Source organism: Brotaphodocola sp. (assembly GCF_983179755.1).
In genome coordinates, this window is the sequence record NZ_CFAHBC010000021.1 from 17,799 (window position 1) to 35,848 (window position 18,050).

The window sequence follows — 18,050 nt, forward strand, 5'->3', positions numbered from 1 at the left end:
GGTGTCCGCGCGGGTTTTCAGCAAAAACAGGAGGAAAATTGATATGAGAAACTATACAATTACCGTAAACGGAAAGACTTATTCCGTAAGTGTAGAGAATGGCGCAGCAGTTTCCGTAGCTCAGACCGCAGCTCCGGTAGCTTCCGCTCCGGCAGCAGCACCGGCTCCGGCAGCAGCACCGGCTGGCGCTGAGGGCTCTGTAAAAGTAACCGCTCCGATGCCGGGCAAGGTTCTGTCTGTAAAGGCAAGCGCTGGTCAGGCTGTTAAGAAGGGTGAAGTGCTCCTCGTTGTAGAGGCAATGAAGATGGAGAACGACATCGTAGCTCCACAGGACGGCACTGTTGCTACCATCAATGTATCTGCTGGTGATGCAATCGAGTCCGGTGCAACCCTTGCTACTCTGAACTAATTATTTGATAATTTGGTTCTGTTGAAGAGCAAGTTGCATATGGAGGGATAAACATGGATTATATAGCAACAACAATGGGAAACCTTGTTCATCAGACAGCGTTTTTTAACCTGACATACGGCAACTTTATCATGATCGCAGTTGCGTTCTTCTTCCTCTATCTTGCAATCAAGTGGGGATTTGAGCCTCTGCTTCTTGTGCCGATTGCGTTCGGTATGCTTCTGGTAAACATTTACCCGGATATCATGGCAGATCCTAGCGAGACATCCAATGGTGTGGGTGGTCTGCTTCACTACTTCTATATTCTGGATGAGTGGAGTATTCTTCCGTCCCTGATCTTCATGGGTGTCGGTGCCATGACCGATTTCGGACCGCTGATCGCAAACCCGAAGAGTTTCCTTCTGGGTGCAGCAGCACAGTTCGGTATTTATGGCGCATACTTTATGGCCATTTTCATGGGATTCAACGACAAGGCAGCAGCTGCCATCTCCATCATCGGTGGTGCAGACGGTCCGACCTCTATCTTCCTTGCTGGTAAGCTGGGACAGACCGAGTACATGGGACCGATTGCAGTAGCTGCATACTCTTACATGGCACTCGTTCCGATCATTCAGCCGCCGATCATGAAGCTTCTGACGACTGAGGAAGAGCGCAAAATCAAGATGGAACAGCTTCGTCCGGTATCCAAGCTGGAGAAGATCCTGTTCCCGATCGTGGTAACGACAGTTGTATGTATGATTCTGCCGACTACGGCTCCGCTTGTAGGTATGCTGATGTTAGGTAACCTGTTTAAGGAGTCCGGCGTTGTAAAACAGCTGACTGAGACCGCAAGCAATGCACTGATGTACATTGTCGTTATTCTTCTGGGAACCTCCGTTGGTGCAACCACCAGTGCAGAGGCATTCCTGAAGGTTGATACCTTAAAGATCGTTGCTCTGGGTCTGATTGCATTCGCATTCGGTACCGCAGCAGGTGTTGTATTCGGAAAGATCATGTGCAAGGTAACCGGCGGTAAGGTAAACCCGCTGATCGGTTCCGCAGGTGTATCCGCAGTTCCGATGGCAGCCCGTGTATCTCAGAAAGTTGGTGCGGAGGCAGATCCGACAAACTTCCTTCTGATGCATGCAATGGGTCCGAACGTAGCAGGTGTTATCGGTACTGCCGTAGCAGCAGGTACGTTCATGGCTATCTTTGGAGTTTAAATCAGAGTGAGACGCTTCGCGTCGACTTGAACTAAAATTGCCGGGAATTTCCCCGCCTCTGTGAGGCGGAGGAATTTCCACTATAATTGGAGGTAATAGAAATCATGGCAGAGATTCAGAAAAAGCCGGTTAAGATTGTGGAAACCGTTCTCCGTGACGCTCACCAGTCCTTAATTGCGACCAGAATGACAACTGAGCAGATGCTTCCTATCATTGATAAGATGGATCAGGTTGGTTATCATGCAGTAGAGTGCTGGGGCGGAGCTACCTTCGATGCCTCCCTGCGTTTCCTGAAGGAAGATCCGTGGGAGAGACTGAGAAAACTGAGAGCAGGATTCAAGAACACGAAACTGCAGATGCTGTTCCGTGGACAGAATATTCTGGGATACAACCACTACGCAGATGACGTAGTAGAGTACTTCGTACAGAAATCCGTTGCAAACGGTATTGATATCATCCGTATTTTCGACTGCTTAAACGACCTGCGCAACCTGCAGACCGCTGTAAAAGCAGCAAACAAGGAGAAGGCACACGCTCAGATCGCACTTTGCTATACTCTGGGAGATGCTTACACTCTGGATTACTGGAAGGACATCGCAAAGAGAATTGAGGATATGGGCGCAGATTCCATCTGTATCAAGGATATGGCTGGTCTGCTGACTCCGTTCGCAGCAGAGGAGCTGGTTTCCGCACTCAAGGAATCCACCACCCTGCCGATCGACCTGCACACCCACTACACCTCTGGCGTAGCTTCCATGACCTACTTAAAGGCAGTAGAGGCAGGATGCGACATCATTGATACCGCTATGTCTCCGCTTTCCATGGGTACCAGCCAGCCAGCAACTGAGGTTCTCGTAGAGACCCTTAAAGGTACTCCGTATGACACCGGTCTGGATCTTGAGAAGCTCGCAGAGATCGCTGACTACTTCCAGCCGATCCGTGAGGATGCACTGAAGAGTGGTCTGCTGAACCCGAAGGTTCTTGGTGTAAACATCAAGACCCTGCGTTATCAGGTACCGGGCGGTATGCTGTCCAACCTTGTAAGTCAGCTGAAGGAAGCTGGTAAGGAGGACAAGTACCAGGAAGTACTTGAGGAGATCCCGAGAGTAAGAAAAGACTTCGGTGAGCCGCCGCTTGTTACCCCGTCTTCTCAGATCGTCGGAACTCAGGCAGTTATGAATGTTATCGCTGGCGAGCGTTACAAGCTCGTTCCGAAGGAGTCCAAGAAGATCATGCTTGGCGAGTTCGGTCAGACTGTAAAGCCGTTTAACAAGGAAGTACAGAAGAAGATCATCGGAGATGAGACCCCGATCACCTGCCGTCCGGCAGATCTGATCAAGCCGCAGCTTCCGCAGTTCGAGAAGGAGTGCGCTCGCTGGAAACAGCAGGATGAGGACGTTCTGTCCTACGCTCTGTTCCCGAAGGTAGCTGAGGAGTTCTTCAAGTACAGAGAGGCTCAGCAGACCAAGGTTGATCAGACCGTTGCTGATACCAAGAGCAAGGCTTATCCGGTATAACTCAGAGTGAATGTCCCCCTCCTCTTTAGGTGGGGGTATCACAAGTCTTCTCAGGAGGGGAGACAATCCCCTTCTGAGTGATACGCTCCGCGAGCGTCGATTTGAAGAGATTTGCAGGCATTCAGAGTCATTCTGATTCTGAAATCGTTTTGCAATTCTGGTACAAAAAATTTGATTATTGATAGGGAGATAGATCCTGTCTCAAATTTTTGGGGGAGGAGTCGGTCAGTTCGAACGGGCTGACCGACTCCTCCCCCTGTTTTCGTTTTATCGAGTATCTGCTATTCCTTCCCCGTATTTACGTTGGCACTTTCATCGACTTGACGCGGGGCTTTTCCTGAATTCTTTTAATCTTTTCTTACAATTTCTGGCATTTCTGTGAACTTTGGTTCTCGGCGGTTGACGATCCCATTTTTTGTCATTATAATAAACAAATGCAGAAAATGGACGGACTCTGCCATTGTGGCAGGGGAAAGTCGTATGAGGAGACAAAATGAAAAAACGAAGATGGAAACAGGGACTGGCTGTTTTTCTCGGTCTGACCCTTGGCATATATGCGCCGGTGACTGCCTTGCAGGGCAGGTATCCGGTTTACGCGTACACGGAACGCTCAGCATCAGTGAATGCAACATCGCTGAATGTGCGAAGTGATGCGGGAACTTCGTACAGCGCGGTGGGAAAGCTCTCAAGAGGGGCATCTGTTACCGTGGTAGGAGAGAAGACAGGAACAGATGGAAAGCTGTGGTATCAGGTTCGTTTCACAGGAACGGGTGGATCGACGGTGACGGGATATGTACTCGGCTCCTACCTCAAGGTTTCAACGACGACGTCATCATCATCGACATCATCGTCGACATCGACCTCTTACAAGACGGATCGGAGCTTTGAGTCACAGTTGAGTGATTTCCCGGAGTCCTACAAGTCGGCACTCAGACAGCTTCATGCCCAGTATCCGAACTGGAGGTTTGAGGCGCACAATACCGGACTTGATTGGAATACGGTAATTGAGAATGAGAGTCTTCTCGGACGAAATCTGGTACATACGAACAGCATTTCTTCTTTTAAGTCCACAGCAGACGGCGCTTACAACTGGGATTCGAGCACCTGGAATGGTTTTGATGGAAGTAGTTGGGTCGCAGCCTCAGAGGATGTGATCCGCTACTATATGGACCCAAGAAATTTCCTTGATGGAACTTACATTTTTCAGTTTCTTTCTCAGGAGTATGATGCTTCGCTTCAGACAAAGGAGGGACTTCAGAGTATGCTGAACGGAACCTTCATGCAGGGCGGAATCGTCTCGAGTGGAAGTGCTTCCGGCGCGACCGGGGTGGACACAAGTTCCGGAAACGCATCGGATGGAAGCAGTAATTCCGGCAGCTCGGGTGGTACTTCTTACGGTCCGGGTGGTTCTGGAAGCAGTTCTTCTGCTCCGGGCGGACAGAGTGCTGTGATCACAGCTCCGGATAAGCGCAGGCAGAACTCCTCGAGTTCCTCCGGAAATTCGTCCTCCTCATCTCCGTCCACGTCGGGTACGACATCCGGGACAATCTCAAGTACTCCGGGAACGAGTACGACGACTTCTGGTTCAGCGGGAACTTCTTCGTCTCCGTCAGCGGGGACAAGCTCAGGACCGGGAGGTTCGAGTACTTCAGGGACCCCGGGAACCTCGTCTTCAGGAAATTCCAACAGTCAGGCACCGACGAGAGGATCAGACGGAAATGTTCGATTTCAGGGTCCGTCCGCTTCGATCAGCCGTCATCAGACGAGCCTTGTGACTGCACCGGATGTGCTCACGGCGGGACCGGGAACCTCGGCAGGCGCAGCGACATTTACTGCGCCGGGAAGTGCAGGACCAGGCGGTTCAACGATATCGGGAACAAACACGGGGACGACCGGAAATACAACGACATCAGGCACAACATATGCAGATCTGATTATGAGTGTAGCAGGCTCGACTGGACTGAACCCGTACATCATTGCATCCACGATTCTTCAGGAGCAGGGAAGCGATGGACGAGGAAAGTCGATTTCCGGAACCTATTCGGGATATGCGGGATATTACAACTACTTTAACATCGGAGCGTACGCTTCCGGCGGAATGGATGCGGTTGGACGCGGACTCTGGTATGCGTCCCAGTCCGGAACTTATGGCAGACCGTGGAACACCCCGGAAAAGTCGATCACAGGCGGAGCACAGTACTATGCGACGAACTATGTGAAAGCGGGGCAGGATACACTCTATTTAAAGAAGTTTAATGTTCAGGGAAGTAACATTTATAAGCATCAGTACATGACGAATGTGGAGGCGGCTGCCTCCGAGGGCGCTCTTTTCGCACAGGGATATGGAAATGTGCTGAAAAATTCCGCATTGACGTTCAAGATTCCGGTTTACAACAATATGCCGTCTTCTCCGTGTGCGAAGCCGACCGGAACCGGAAGTCCGAACAACAAGCTCAGAAGCCTTGGTGTGGATGGATTCTCACTGACACCGACGTTCAACCGCGATACGATGTCCTATGATCTGATTGTGGATCAGTCTGTGACGAGCGTCAACGTGAGTGCGACGGCGATCGATTCGAGTGCGACGACGAGTGGAAATGGAAATGTTTCCCTGTCTGGCACTTCAACCGATATCAAGGTAATTGTCACTGCACAGAATGGTACGCAGAGAACCTACACGATTCACGTTGTGAGAAAGGCAAATGGACCGACATACGGCGGAAGCACGAATGGCGGACAGAACAGCACAAACCAGACGCCGGGTCAGACACCGGGTGGAAGCAGTACCGGAAATGGAACGATCAATAGCCCGGTTGTGAGCATCACGCCGGGGGGAAGCAGTTCTTCAAGCACATCCGGTAGTTCTGGAAATTCCACACAGGTGGTACCGGTAATCGGTGTTGCGCCGGGACAATAAAAGTGGTATGCTTTTAGGCGGAGCGTGCTTGCGCTTCGCCCGATAAAAGAAAGACAGGAGATCTCTATATGAGTAGGAAAGTAAAGCACGCAGTGCTCCGGATTCTGGCAGTGATGATGTTGGCTGTCGCGATTCCGTTTCAGAGTTTTGCGGCGAATGCAAAGATTGCATTTACCGACCCGTCCACCGAAGTGGGCAGTGAGTTTACTGTTACAATGAAATTTACCTCCACGAGCGGAGACGTTCTCGGAGACACAAGAGTTTATTTAACTTATGACAGTTCCATGATCGAGTATGTGCAGGGATCTTCCGCACAGGCGAGCGGTGGGGAGGGAACCCTGATCGTCAGCAGTATGATGGATGGAAAGACGGAGGTTTCAACCCCGTTAAAGTTTAAGGCACTCAAAGAGGGTGTTGCGACAATTAAGGTTGTGACGGATAATTCCGAGGCGTATGACAGCGATGGACAGATGCTGACGATGGATAAGATCGGAAGCTCAAAGGTTACGATCGGACCGGCAACATCCACCGCAGTGCAGTCGGATGATGCTTCACTGAAATCTCTTCAGATTTCTCCTGGAACGCTTGACCCGGCATTCAGCCCGGATGTGGAGAATTACACGGCTTCCGTTGGTCTTGACATCGACAAGCTCACCGTCAGCGCACAGCCGGCAAATGACAATGCCGTTGTGAGCGTAGAAGGTGGAGACGAACTTAAGGATGGCGAGAATACCGTAGTATGTAAGATAACAGCAGAGGATGGAACGACTGTCCGCAGTTACACGATCACTGTAACCCGCGAGAAGGGTGGTCAGAGCGAGCCGAACGCAACGACGGTTCCGGCAGAGGAGCTTGACGTTCTTGCAGAGCTTGAGTCTTCGAGAAATGCAATCAAGATTGGAATCACCGATCTCCCGGCAGGTATGAATGCTCCGGCAGGACTTAAGGAGAGCAATGTCACGATCGGAGATACGAAGGTTAAGGGATGGATTCCGCAGACAGACGGAAATCCGGAGTACTGTGTCTTCTACGCAGTCAACAGTGACACGAATGAGCAGGGCTTCTACCGCTACGATCTGAGCGAGAAGACGATTCAGCGCTACTTTGAGGGCAATGACAGTTCTGCAATCGAGAAAGACCCGCGTTACCAGGGTATTGTGGAGGAACTCAACAAGATCAAGCGTGAGTTCAACATTGCAAGATACTTTGCAATCGGAACAGGCGCAGGCTGTGCGGTTCTTCTGATCATGCTCTTCGGTGCATACGCTTCGGTTTCGAGATACCGTTCTTCCAAGAAAAACGGAAAGAAGAAGTCAAATTCAGGCAATGCGAACAGTGGTCGCAGTCAGAGCGGACAGACGCTAAAGCGCGCAGAGAAGGCACCTGAGAGAAGAGAGAACAAGACGATCAACTATGTGATCGATGATCGCAGAGACAGAGATTACGAGGATGATCTTCCGGAGCCGATGGATCAGGATGATCAGGACCCGGATGACAACAATGATTATCTTCCGGAGGAGGATTTAAGCGTGAAGAGCGAGCCGGTTGAGGATGTAGAGCGTTCCTTAAAGGCACAGCTTGCACGCGAGGCAGAGAAGGCGACGAGAGAGGCTTTGAGAGAGTCTGCTCCGACTGAGGCTCCGCTTAAGACCGAGGACGAGGATGATTTTGAACTCTTTGATCTCGAAGATGACAATAAGAGATAAAAGAGATAATTCAAAGTGGATGCCCCTCCTCTATAGGTGGGGGATCACAAACCTTCTCAGGAGGGGAGACAATCCCCTTCTGAGTGATACGCTCCGCGAGCGTCGACTTGAACAAATAAGATGCACAAATATCTCGAATGGGATTCAGATTCCTTTGAGACAAAAGAAAATGCCATCCGGCAGAAGCAGAGTGCTTTCCGGGTGGCGTTTTCTTTTTTATAGGTTTATAGAGAGGTTTGTAGGAACTTCGGAAACATCCACTTTCTTGACAAGTGTGAGAAAATGAGATATGATTGTTACATAGATTATATAACAGGAGCAAAAAACGAGAATACCATGTGCGTGAGCGTACATGGAAATAAATGGGTGGTTATATGATCAGAAAAACGAAAGACGGTGAATGAGGTATGATGCTGAAGATTGATTTTGAGAGCGAGGAAGCGATCTATATTCAGCTGAGAAATCAGATTATTATGGGGATTGCGACGGATGCGATTCGGGAAGGGGAATCTCTTCCGTCGGTGCGCCAGCTGGCAGACAACATTGGAATCAACATGCATACAGTAAATAAGGCGTATACCGTGTTGAAACAGGAAGGGTTTATCAAGCTCGATCGCCGGCGCGGGGCAGTGATTTCTCTCGACGTGGATAAGATTGAGGCAGTTACGAATCTCAGACGAGAACTCTCTCTGATTTTGGCTCGCGGAATTTGTAAAAATGTGAGCCGGGATGAGGTGCATGCGCTTGTGGATGAGATTTACGATTCCTGTACAAAGAAAAATGAACTATAAGTAGTTAGAAGGAAGCTACAAGCAGGTTAAGTTGCTGTGTATGGGCAGGAGTGAATCAGGTAGATTTTAGGAGATTTATTGAAACGCTTCGGAAAATATGGAGGATGGATCATCTATGTTGTGTGAACGCTGTAAAGTGCGGGAAGCCAATATTCAGTATACAGAGATCGTGGGCGGAGTGAAGACGGAACATCATTTCTGCGCCCAGTGTGCGAAAGAACTGGATTTTGGTCCGTATTCCGCAATTTTTGACAGCGAGTTTCCGCTTGGAAAGTTGCTGTCGGGACTTTTGGGAGTCGGTCAGACGCAGGAAGAGGAGATGGCGACCCATGTGGTTTGTCCGACCTGCAAGACGAGTTATGGAGAGTTTGTAAAGAACAGTCAGTTCGGCTGTCCGGACTGTTACGGCGTATTTGACCTGCTGATCGGAGAGAAGATTCGCCAGCTTCAGGGAAATGACACCCACAAGGGCAAACGCCCGAAGAAGATTCAGGCGAGTGCGCACGGAGCTTTCCCGTTTGGGGAGATTCCGGGTATGACGAAGAATGTGACCAGATCCGATTGGAAAAATCGACCAAATCCAGAGATGATGGATGAGGACGATGGTCTGCCGATGCCGGATGGAAGCCGGATTCGGGAGGATGAGGACGAGCGAGATGTCTATGCAGGAAACCAGATGCAGGGGATTTCTCCGGGGACGGTTCCGGATGCAGAGAATCAGAAGGATGTCCGCAGAGCTGAGGAAGAGACTCGCATGATGCAGGAAGCGCAGAATGTGAGACTTCAGGCAAAGATCAGCCAGCTTGAGCGTCGGCTTAAGGAGGCATTGAGGGAAGAGGACTATGAGAGTGCGGTGCTGTGCCGTGACCAGATCAGAAAACTGAAAGAGGAAATCGGAAAATGTTAAAATGGTATGAGGAGATGGACGGATCACATCCGGGCATTGTCAGCAGTCGCGTGCGTTTGGCGCGCAACTGGAATCAGTATGTATTTCCGTCAAAACTCTCTCCGAAGGAGGGCGCGGAGATGATCCGGCGCTTGGAGAGCGGTCTTCGAGATCTTGGAAGTCTGGACGGAAAGATCTATCACTATGTGGATCTCGGGGAGATCAGCGAGATTGACCGGAAGGCGATGCGGGAGCATAGACTTTTCAATTCCGCGATTGCAGGAAAGAGAACACCGACCGGAATCATTCTCTCGGAGGAGGAAGATACGGGGATCCTGCTCAACGGAACGGATCATATTCGCCTGCAAGTGCTTGCCGGGGGATTTCACATCGAGGAGCTGTGGAAACATGCGGACAAGATCGACGATTACATCAGCGAACGGTTTGAGTATGCGTTTGATGAAAAATACGGGTATCTGACAGCATATCCGACAAATGTCGGAACCGGAATGCGCGCGTCGGTTGTCCTTCATCTTCCGACGCTCTCCCGCGGAAAGCGGTTTAACGGGCTTGTTGCGGAGATGGGAAGATTTGGTGTCGCAGTTAAGGGTGTCTACGGTGAGGGCGAGGAGAATGATGGCGCACTCTACGAGGTCTACAATCAAAAGACACTCGGACTTTCCGAGCAGGATATTTTAAATATGGTGCGTCGGGTGGCACTCCAGCTCGAGAGTCAGGAGATTCAGGTTCGCCATATGGCGCTTGACAAGCACAGACTCGAGTGGGAGGATGAGGCTTATCGCGCTTACGGAGTTCTCAAATATGCGAGACGTCTCTCGGCAAAGGATGCGATGACACTCTTGTCCCAGCTGATGACGGGAATGAGGGACGGAACCCTGAACATGCAGGAGCCGTGTCCGGTTTACCGTTTGATGCTTGGCATTCAGCCAGCAACGCTTCAGGGACTTGTGAGAAAACCGCTTGAAAAAGAGGAACTCGACGTCGCGCGAGCTGCATATTTGCGATCCCAACTGCCGGAGCTTGTATAACTCAGAGGGGAACATCCCCTCTGAATTCAAGTCTCCGCAAGCGTCGACTGAAATGAATGGCTATGAATTTAGGAGGAAACTTTTTATATGACAGATAAACTGACAGAACAGGCGAGGAATGCGATTGGACTCGCTATTGGCTCGGCAGAGGAGCTTGGTCACAAATATGTGGGAACCGAGCACCTTCTGATCGGTCTTCTTGAGGAGGGCACAGGTGTGGCATCCCGTGTTCTCGAAGCAAATGGAGTGCAGGCGGACAAGGTGACGGAGTTAGTCAGCCAGCTGATTTCTCCGAACCAGAATGTCGGGATGCTCGAGAGAGGTACTTACACACCGAGCGCATCCCGCGTTCTTGAGAACAGCTACCGCGAGGCGGTTCGTTTCAAAGCACCGTTAATCGGAACGGAGCATATTTTGATTGCGTTGATCCGCGATGGCGACTGTGTGGCATCAAAATTATTGAATACGATGGGAGTCAATCTCCAGAAACTTTACATGGAGCTCAGAGCCGCAATGGGCTCAGACGCTCCTGCCGACAAGGAAGAATTTTCTTCAAAGACGGGAAAGAGCAAGGATTCCACTCCAACGCTCAACAGTTATAGCAGAGACTTAACGGAGCTTGCGAGGGACGGAAGACTCGATCCGGTTATCGGAAGAGAGCATGAGATTCAGAGAGTGATTCAGATCTTGAGCCGTAGAACAAAGAATAATCCGTGTCTGATCGGAGAACCGGGTGTCGGCAAGACCGCGGTTGTTGAGGGTCTGGCACAGCTGATCGCCTCAGGTGAGGTTCCGGAAGTCATTGCCGGAAAGCGAGTGATGACACTGGATCTTTCAGGAATGGTTGCAGGTTCAAAGTATCGCGGTGAGTTTGAAGAGCGCATCAAGAAAGTGATCTCCGAGGTTCGCGAGGATGGAGAGGTTCTGCTTTTCATCGACGAGATTCACACGATCATCGGAGCTGGTGGAGCTGAGGGCGCAATCGATGCGTCCAATATCCTGAAACCGTCGCTTGCACGCGGAGAGATCCAGCTGATCGGCGCGACGACTGTCGAGGAGTACCGCAAGTATATTGAGAAGGATGCAGCACTTGAGCGCCGTTTCCAGCCGGTTATGGTCGAAGAGCCGGGCGAGGAGCAGTCGATCCAGATTCTCAAAGGACTGCGCCCGAAGTATGAGGAGCATCATCATGTGACGATCACGGATGAGGCGCTTGTGTCAGCCGTGCGCCTGTCTGCGCGCTACATCAACGACCGTTTTCTTCCGGACAAGGCAATTGATCTGATCGATGAGGCATCCTCGAAAGTGCGTCTGACGACCTATGTAGAGCCGGCTGAGATCAAGGAGATCGAAAAAGAAATCGAGACGCTCGAACAGCAGAAGGAAAATGCGATCAAGTCCGAAGCCTATGAGAAGGCAGGGGACATCAAGAAGCGTCAGGAGAAGAAACGCGAGAAGATCGAAAAGATCCGTGCAAAGTGGCAGAAGGAGAAAGCATCAAGGAAACTTGTCGTCTCTGAAGGTGAGATTGCCGATGTCGTTTCCGGATGGACGAAGATTCCGGTCAGAAAGCTCGAGGAGGAAGAGTCTGAGCGTCTTAAAAAGCTCGAGGGCATCCTTCATGAACGTGTAGTCGGTCAGGAGGAGGCAGTCAGTGCCGTATCCCGCGCGATCCGCCGTGGACGTGTTGGACTCAAAGATCCGAAGCGACCGATCGGTTCGTTCCTCTTCCTTGGTCCTACCGGTGTCGGCAAGACGGAGCTTTGTAAGGCACTCGCGGAGGCAATGTTCGGCACAGAGAATGCGCTGATCCGTGTTGATATGTCGGAGTACATGGAGAAGCACAGCGTCTCCAAGATGATCGGTTCCCCGCCAGGATATGTCGGTTATGAGGAGGGCGGTCAGCTCAGCGAGAAAGTCCGCCGGAATCCGTATTCGGTGATTCTGTTTGATGAGATCGAGAAGGCACATCCGGATGTCTTTAACATCTTGCTTCAGGTGCTCGATGATGGTCACATCACCGATGCACAGGGACGAAAGATTGACTTTAAGAACACGATTCTGATTATGACATCGAATGCCGGAGCGGAGAATATCATTTCCCCGAAGCATTTGGGATTCTCAGCAAATGACGATGCGTCTGAACGGTACAAGTTCATGAAGGGACGCGTGATGGACGAGGTAAAACGCCTGTTCAAGCCGGAGTTCTTGAACCGAATTGATGAGATTCTTGTCTTTCATCCGCTGACCCGCGAGGATATGGGAAAGATCGTGGAGATTATGCTTGGAAGCATTGCAAAGCGCACGAAACGCCAGATGAATCTGACGATGGAAGTCAGCGAGGAGGCAAAGGCCTTCCTGGTTGAAAAAGGTTATGATGAGAAATATGGAGCCCGTCCTCTGCGCCGTGCAATCCAGAATTATCTTGAGGATGGACTTGCGGAGGCAGTTCTCGATGGAAAAGTCAAAGCAGGAGATCAGGTCACGATCGGACGCGAGGGCGAGAAATTGAGTTTCTGTATGGCAAAGGAGAGTACTGTGGAGACGGCAGTGCCGGAGACAGAAACTGTGAGGGAAAAGTGATTTTTACCAGGCAAACCATTTGAACTGTTTTACCTGAAATGAAAAATGCTTAAAAAAATCGGTTACCGTTTGTGCAATGCATGAACGGTAACGAGAAGTTCGTTGTAGGGAAAAAATAAGAAAAGACATACTGGTCAATTTCACGAGGGTAGTGTATAATATTTGTAGCGGTTTTCACAGAAAGAGGATAGGATATGTTCAAAAAACTTTCTAAAGGAGACTGCTATTTGGACAGGCAGAGTCATTTTAGGTTCTGCGTGCAAAAGATATTCAACAAAATACCAGGAGGGCAAACAGATGCCAGGAATTGAATCATTAATCCGTTCTGAAGCAGACGGAACCATCAGCTTTGGAGATTACAGCTTAAATACAAAGTCCAAACTGCAGGATTTTGAGCATGCAGGAGATTTATATAAGATTAAGACATTCTATGAGATTACAAAGTTAGAGCGCAACGGTTCTTTTGTTTATGAGTCTGTTCCGGGAACGGCTGTTCAGCACTTTGCAGAGGGCAGTGATGAGGTTGCATTTACCGTAGGTGGATATCGTGATTCTCAGATTACCGTTCAGATGGAGGCAGATACCGAGTATGAGGTATTTGTAGATGGTTCTTCCATTGGTCACATCAAGACAAATATGAGCGGAAAGCTGGCATTCAGCGTTTCTCTCAACGACGGTGCAGTAAGCCAGGTAAAGATTGTAAGACAGTAATGCAGGAATGGCTTAACGGAATGTTTTGTTTGAAATCGGCTTTCGTTATTTGTGTATCGTGTAGCCGTTTTCGTTCAGCTTAGCAAAGAAGGAAGAGAATGAGCCTTTGCGGACGAAAGTCCAGGAGTCTGCAGGGCGACATGGAAAGAAAACCAGCTATGGCAAAATCAAAAAGTACCGCATTCTTCTGCAAAGAGTGCGGGTATGAATCAAGCAAGTGGCTCGGTCAGTGTCCAGCCTGTAAGGAATGGAACACGATGGTTGAGGCACCGCTTGCAAAGAAAGAGTCGTCCGGACGGACGGCTCTTTCCGGTATTTCTGGAATTTCCGGGACGTTAAAAATGGCGCGCCCGGTAAAACTTGAGGAGGTTTCGCTCAACGATCAGGATCGGATTTCGACGGGATATAAGGAGCTTGACCGTGTGCTCGGAAGCGGAATTGTTGCAGGTTCGCTTGTGTTAGTTGGCGGTGATCCCGGAATCGGAAAGTCGACTCTGCTATTGCAGGTCTGCCGAAATCTCGCACGGGATGGGCATAGAGTACTCTATATCTCGGGAGAGGAGTCGCTCAAGCAGATCAAGATGAGGGCATCGAGAATCGGGGAGATCAGTGGAGAGCTTTATTTCCTGTGTGAGACGAATCTCGAGACGATCGGGGAGTGTATTCGTGAGAATAAGCCGGAGATCGTGATCATTGACTCGATCCAGACGATGTTCTGTGAGAGTGGAAATTCTGCTCCGGGAAGCATGAGTCAGGTGCGAGAGTCGACAAATGTGCTGATGCAGATTGCGAAGGGCATGGGAATCGCGATTTTCATCGTGGGTCATGTGACGAAAGAGGGCGTGGTTGCAGGACCGCGCATGCTCGAGCATATGGTGGACACGGTGCTCTACTTTGAGGGCGAGAGAAATGCATCCTATCGAATTCTGCGAGGAGTCAAAAACCGTTTCGGTTCCACGAATGAGATCGGCGTGTTTGAGATGGCGGAACATGGACTTGCTGAAGTGCTGAATCCGTCGGAGTATCTGCTCAGCGGGCGACCGGAGGAGGCATCGGGAGCGGTTGTCGCATGCTCGATCGAGGGAACACGCCCGATTCTTCTTGAGGTTCAGGCGCTTGTGACGCAGACGAATTTTGGAATGCCGAGGCGGACGGCAGCGGGAACTGATTACAACCGCGTCAATCTGCTGATGGCGGTGCTTGAAAAACGATGTCGTTATGAGATGTCGCGCTACGATGCATATATCAACATTGCGGGCGGAGTCAAGATGAATGAGCCGGCGCTGGACCTTGCGATTGTGCTCGCGCTCGTCTCAAGCATGAAAGATCGGGCAGTCAATCCAAAGACGATTATCTTCGGGGAGGTCGGACTTTCCGGCGAAGTGCGCGCGGTCTCGATGGCGGAGCAGAGAGTCAATGAAGCGATCAAGCTCGGATTTGAGAGTTGTATTCTGCCGAAGGTTAATCTCGATAAGCTCAAAAAGTATTCGGAGATTACGCTTTATGGAGTTAGCAATGTGAGAGAGGCGATTGCACTGATCTAAACTAAAGGTAAAGGACTGTTTTACGCGGGGGTCTAAGAAGCAAAAATAAAAAAAGATGATTGATAAGGTGAGGTGAGTACGGTGAGTACGGCTCCGATGGCGAAGTAAGTTGTGCAAACGCGCTCTCGCTCCGGGTTCAACGCAGCGGTGCATAAGGTCGCAAAGTACGCGACCTAAACACCGGCGTTTCACACGGGTTTGCACATACTTCTTCGCCCCGTCGCCCTTATCGCAGAGATGGGGAATTTGTTCTTAGAAAATGATAAGATATAGATATAAAGTATTTATCGTTGTTTTTCAGAAATGATAATTTAAACGCGAAAAGCAAAGCCGTTTTTTATGCTTAGCTAATTAGTTCACATTCGGTGTAGTCATATGTATTAACTCAAAAATTAAATAAAATTAAGAAGGAGAAAATATGGAGAACAGAGAGATCGTTCATAGAGGACGCTATAATATGGATGTGTGTTCCGGTCAGGCAGATATTTATGGAAATCGCGAAAAAGCTCGTGAGCATATGCGCCAGATTCGTGAGGAAAGAAAAAATTCTCTTGGAATAGAATGTAAAATAGCAGAAAATTAAATTTGGGTACAAGGGAAAATTGAACAATGAAGAAATAATAGGTATTGTCAGATCAATGTATGAGATTAAGCATACAACAGATTTTGATAATGCCTATTTTTGATTTGGAAAAGCAGATTATATAGTGATTTTAGATTAGAGTTTATATCTAATAGAATTACAACGTTTGAAGTTTTCGATTTATATGCGATCAGGCACGATATTCTGAGGCTTTTATAGGGATTGTATATAACGGCGACGTGGCGAGAAAGTCACTGCAAACCCGTGTGAGACGTTGGTGCTTAGGCTGTGTATTTTACAGCCTTATGCACCACTACGTCGAACCCGGAGTGCGAACGAGTTTGCAGGACTTTACTCGCCATCGGAGCCGTAGCCTATCCTATATCCTATAATTATTTCGTGATTTAATCTTAAATCTTTGAAATTTATTTCCGAAACATTCTATATTTCTAATTCCTAAAAAACCTACTCCTGCTTGCTTCCATCCATATTGTGATGATAGCTGTCAAGCAGTTCATTCTTCACCTTCCACAGCTTATCAGAGAGATCAACATGAACCCGGTGCGGGTACTCGAGACGCAGGGACTCCTCCCACAGCGTATTCATCTCCTGCTTGCAGTACTTCTGGATGTCCATTACCTTCGGGGAATCGTATACGCAAACGCCATCCTTGAATACCGGAATCATCAGCTCGCGCATCGTGTAAGTTCCAGGCTGGAGCAGGGTCTTCTTCCAGGTGGAGATCGGATCGAAGAGCAGAAGCGGTTCATTCGTATCAAAAGTCTCATCCACGAAGCAGATCAGATCTGCAATGATCTTTCCATTCTTCTTGTCGTAGATTCTCTGGATCGTCTTGTCACCTGGGTTCGTGATCTTCTCAGCATTCTCGGAGAGCTTGATCTTCGGGATGAACTCGCCGGAATTCTTGTCGAGGACAGCAGCCAGCTTATAGACGCCGCCGAAGGACGGGCAGTCCTTGGATGTGATCAGGTTCGTGCCGACACCCCAGGAGTTGATCGCAGCGCCCTGCATTTTCAGGGAAGCGATCAGCGTCTCATCAAGATCGTTGGAAGCAGAGATCACAGCATCCGGGAAGCCTGCCTCATCGAGCATCTTCTTTGCCTTCTTGGAGAGGTAAGCGAGATCTCCACTGTCAAGGCGGATTCCATAGAATGTCAGCGGAATTCCTGCCTCGCGCATCTCCTTAAATATCTTGATAGCATTCGGAATACCGGAATTCAGCGTGTCGTAAGTATCGACGAGCAAAATGCAGGCATCCGGGTAGAGCTTTGCGTAGGTGCGGAATGCGGTTAGCTCATCCGGGAAGCTCATAATCCAGCTGTGTGCGTGCGTGCCCTTTACCGGTACATCGAACATTTTTCCGCAGAGCACATTGGAAGTTCCGATACAGCCTGCAATCATGGCAGCGCGGGCACCGTAGATACCGGCATCCGGTCCCTGAGCACGGCGAAGACCGAACTCCATTACGCCATCGCCCTGAGCAGCGTAGACAACGCGGGCTGCCTTGGTTGCAATCAGAGACTGGTGGTTAATGATGTTTAAGAGAGCGGTCTCAACAAGCTGGGCCTCCATGATCGGAGCAATGACCTTGACGAGAGGCTCACGCGGGAAGATGACGGTGCCCTCCGGAATTGCGTAAATATCGCCGGAAAAATGGAATCCGCGCAGGTACTCCAGAAAATCTTCCTCAAACAGTCCGACAGAGCGCAGGTAGTCGATGTCACTCTCGTCGAAATGAAGGTTTTTTACATAGTCAATGACCTGCTCAAGTCCGGCACAGATCGAATAACCGCTGTTTACGGGGTTGTTGCGGTAAAATGCATCGAAAATGACAGTCTCATTTGCATCTTTCTCTTTGAAATAGCCCTGCATCATTGTCAGCTCATAAAGATCTGTCAGCAGGGTCAGGTTGCGTTCACTCATAAGAAATCTCCTTGTCTGGTATTGTGATATTATTAATGGAATTCTGGTTAAATTTCTGTAAAACATTGGGTTTTAGTATATCATTGTTTTCTGGAAAATACAATCTAAATGACAAAAAAATAACAATCGTAAACAAAAGGTCTCAGACCTTGACATTTTTTCCACGAATCCATATAATAAAGAATGAGATGCATAGAGAAAGACTTTG

13 protein-coding genes and 1 pseudogene are annotated in these 18,050 nt (G+C 49.5%); 13 read left to right on the forward strand and 1 reads right to left on the reverse strand.

From position 1 onward, the window contains the following. Positions 1-43 precede the first annotated feature (43 nt). The 13 genes and pseudogenes from AC4EVX_RS08770 to AC4EVX_RS08830 all read left to right on the forward strand — a co-directional run bounded on the left by AC4EVX_RS08770 (position 44) and on the right by AC4EVX_RS08830 (position 15,898). A complete protein-coding gene (locus AC4EVX_RS08770; RefSeq protein ID WP_177977448.1) occupies positions 44-409 on the forward strand; it encodes a biotin/lipoyl-containing protein in 366 nt (121 codons plus the stop codon). A 53-nt stretch (positions 410-462) separates the two neighbouring features. Further along, complete coding sequence (locus AC4EVX_RS08775; protein ID WP_177977449.1) at positions 463-1,611, forward strand: sodium ion-translocating decarboxylase subunit beta; 1,149 nt, start codon at positions 463-465, stop codon at positions 1,609-1,611. Between the two features lie 104 nt (positions 1,612-1,715). Continuing rightward, positions 1,716-3,128, forward strand: a complete 1,413-nt coding sequence (locus tag AC4EVX_RS08780) for an oxaloacetate decarboxylase subunit alpha (RefSeq protein WP_177977450.1) — start codon at positions 1,716-1,718, stop codon at positions 3,126-3,128. 493 nt (positions 3,129-3,621) lie between these two features. Beyond that, positions 3,622-6,045 (forward strand): SH3 domain-containing protein, encoded by a 2,424-nt coding sequence (locus AC4EVX_RS08785; protein WP_490160005.1) that lies wholly within the window; start codon positions 3,622-3,624, stop codon positions 6,043-6,045. A gap of 68 nt (positions 6,046-6,113) precedes the next feature. Further along, positions 6,114-7,751, forward strand: a complete 1,638-nt coding sequence (locus AC4EVX_RS08790; RefSeq protein ID WP_490160006.1) for a cadherin-like beta sandwich domain-containing protein — start codon at positions 6,114-6,116, stop codon at positions 7,749-7,751. Positions 7,752-8,158: 407 nt separating this feature from the next. Continuing rightward, positions 8,159-8,542 carry a GntR family transcriptional regulator gene (locus tag AC4EVX_RS08795; RefSeq protein WP_177977453.1) on the forward strand — a complete coding sequence of 128 codons (384 nt, stop codon included), beginning with the start codon at positions 8,159-8,161 and terminating at the stop codon, positions 8,540-8,542. A 115-nt stretch (positions 8,543-8,657) separates the two neighbouring features. Continuing rightward, positions 8,658-9,026, forward strand: a pseudogene (locus AC4EVX_RS08800) (UvrB/UvrC motif-containing protein); the annotation flags it as partial. Between the two features lie 51 nt (positions 9,027-9,077). Continuing rightward, entirely contained in the window at positions 9,078-9,449 is a 372-nt protein-coding gene (locus AC4EVX_RS08805; protein ID WP_177977456.1) for a UvrB/UvrC motif-containing protein, read from the forward strand. Continuing rightward, the gene (locus tag AC4EVX_RS08810) at positions 9,443-10,477 is read left to right on the forward strand and encodes an ATP--guanido phosphotransferase (protein ID WP_490160007.1); all 1,035 of its coding nucleotides are present in this window, start codon (positions 9,443-9,445) and stop codon (positions 10,475-10,477) included. Before AC4EVX_RS08805 ends, AC4EVX_RS08810 begins: the two co-directional genes overlap by 7 nt. An 87-nt stretch (positions 10,478-10,564) precedes the next feature. Further along, positions 10,565-13,060, forward strand: coding sequence for an ATP-dependent Clp protease ATP-binding subunit (locus tag AC4EVX_RS08815; RefSeq protein WP_490160008.1), 2,496 nt, complete (start codon positions 10,565-10,567; stop codon positions 13,058-13,060). 297 nt (positions 13,061-13,357) lie between these two features. Continuing rightward, a complete protein-coding gene (locus tag AC4EVX_RS08820) occupies positions 13,358-13,771 on the forward strand; it encodes an endosialidase (protein WP_308451239.1) in 414 nt (137 codons plus the stop codon). Between the two features lie 158 nt (positions 13,772-13,929). Beyond that, on the forward strand, positions 13,930-15,315 hold the full coding sequence (radA, locus tag AC4EVX_RS08825; RefSeq protein WP_308451259.1) for a DNA repair protein RadA: 1,386 nt from the start codon (positions 13,930-13,932) through the stop codon (positions 15,313-15,315). Between the two features lie 418 nt (positions 15,316-15,733). Then, a complete protein-coding gene (locus AC4EVX_RS08830; protein WP_308451238.1) occupies positions 15,734-15,898 on the forward strand; it encodes a hypothetical protein in 165 nt (54 codons plus the stop codon). A gap of 465 nt (positions 15,899-16,363) precedes the next feature. On the opposite strand, the gene AC4EVX_RS08835 is transcribed toward AC4EVX_RS08830, so the two are convergent. Next, a complete protein-coding gene (locus AC4EVX_RS08835) occupies positions 16,364-17,842 on the reverse strand; it encodes a nicotinate phosphoribosyltransferase (protein WP_490160009.1) in 1,479 nt (492 codons plus the stop codon). Between the last annotated feature and the right edge of the window lie 208 nt (positions 17,843-18,050).

What these genes read in the sequence shown, in the direction of transcription:
- AC4EVX_RS08770 (WP_177977448.1), top strand. Translation starts at nt 44, where the DNA reads ATGAGAAACTATACAATTACCGTAAACGGAAAGACTTATTCCGTAAGT.
- AC4EVX_RS08775 (WP_177977449.1), top strand. Translation starts at nt 463, where the DNA reads ATGGATTATATAGCAACAACAATGGGAAACCTTGTTCATCAGACAGCG.
- AC4EVX_RS08780 (WP_177977450.1), top strand. Translation starts at nt 1,716, where the DNA reads ATGGCAGAGATTCAGAAAAAGCCGGTTAAGATTGTGGAAACCGTTCTC.
- AC4EVX_RS08785 (WP_490160005.1), top strand. Translation starts at nt 3,622, where the DNA reads ATGAAAAAACGAAGATGGAAACAGGGACTGGCTGTTTTTCTCGGTCTG.
- AC4EVX_RS08790 (WP_490160006.1), top strand. Translation starts at nt 6,114, where the DNA reads ATGAGTAGGAAAGTAAAGCACGCAGTGCTCCGGATTCTGGCAGTGATG.
- AC4EVX_RS08795 (WP_177977453.1), top strand. Translation starts at nt 8,159, where the DNA reads ATGATGCTGAAGATTGATTTTGAGAGCGAGGAAGCGATCTATATTCAG.
- AC4EVX_RS08805 (WP_177977456.1), top strand. Translation starts at nt 9,078, where the DNA reads ATGACGAAGAATGTGACCAGATCCGATTGGAAAAATCGACCAAATCCA.
- AC4EVX_RS08810 (WP_490160007.1), top strand. Translation starts at nt 9,443, where the DNA reads ATGTTAAAATGGTATGAGGAGATGGACGGATCACATCCGGGCATTGTC.
- AC4EVX_RS08815 (WP_490160008.1), top strand. Translation starts at nt 10,565, where the DNA reads ATGACAGATAAACTGACAGAACAGGCGAGGAATGCGATTGGACTCGCT.
- AC4EVX_RS08820 (WP_308451239.1), top strand. Translation starts at nt 13,358, where the DNA reads ATGCCAGGAATTGAATCATTAATCCGTTCTGAAGCAGACGGAACCATC.
- radA (WP_308451259.1), top strand. Translation starts at nt 13,930, where the DNA reads ATGGCAAAATCAAAAAGTACCGCATTCTTCTGCAAAGAGTGCGGGTAT.
- AC4EVX_RS08830 (WP_308451238.1), top strand. Translation starts at nt 15,734, where the DNA reads ATGGAGAACAGAGAGATCGTTCATAGAGGACGCTATAATATGGATGTG.
- AC4EVX_RS08835 (WP_490160009.1), bottom strand. Translation starts at nt 17,842, where the DNA reads ATGAGTGAACGCAACCTGACCCTGCTGACAGATCTTTATGAGCTGACA.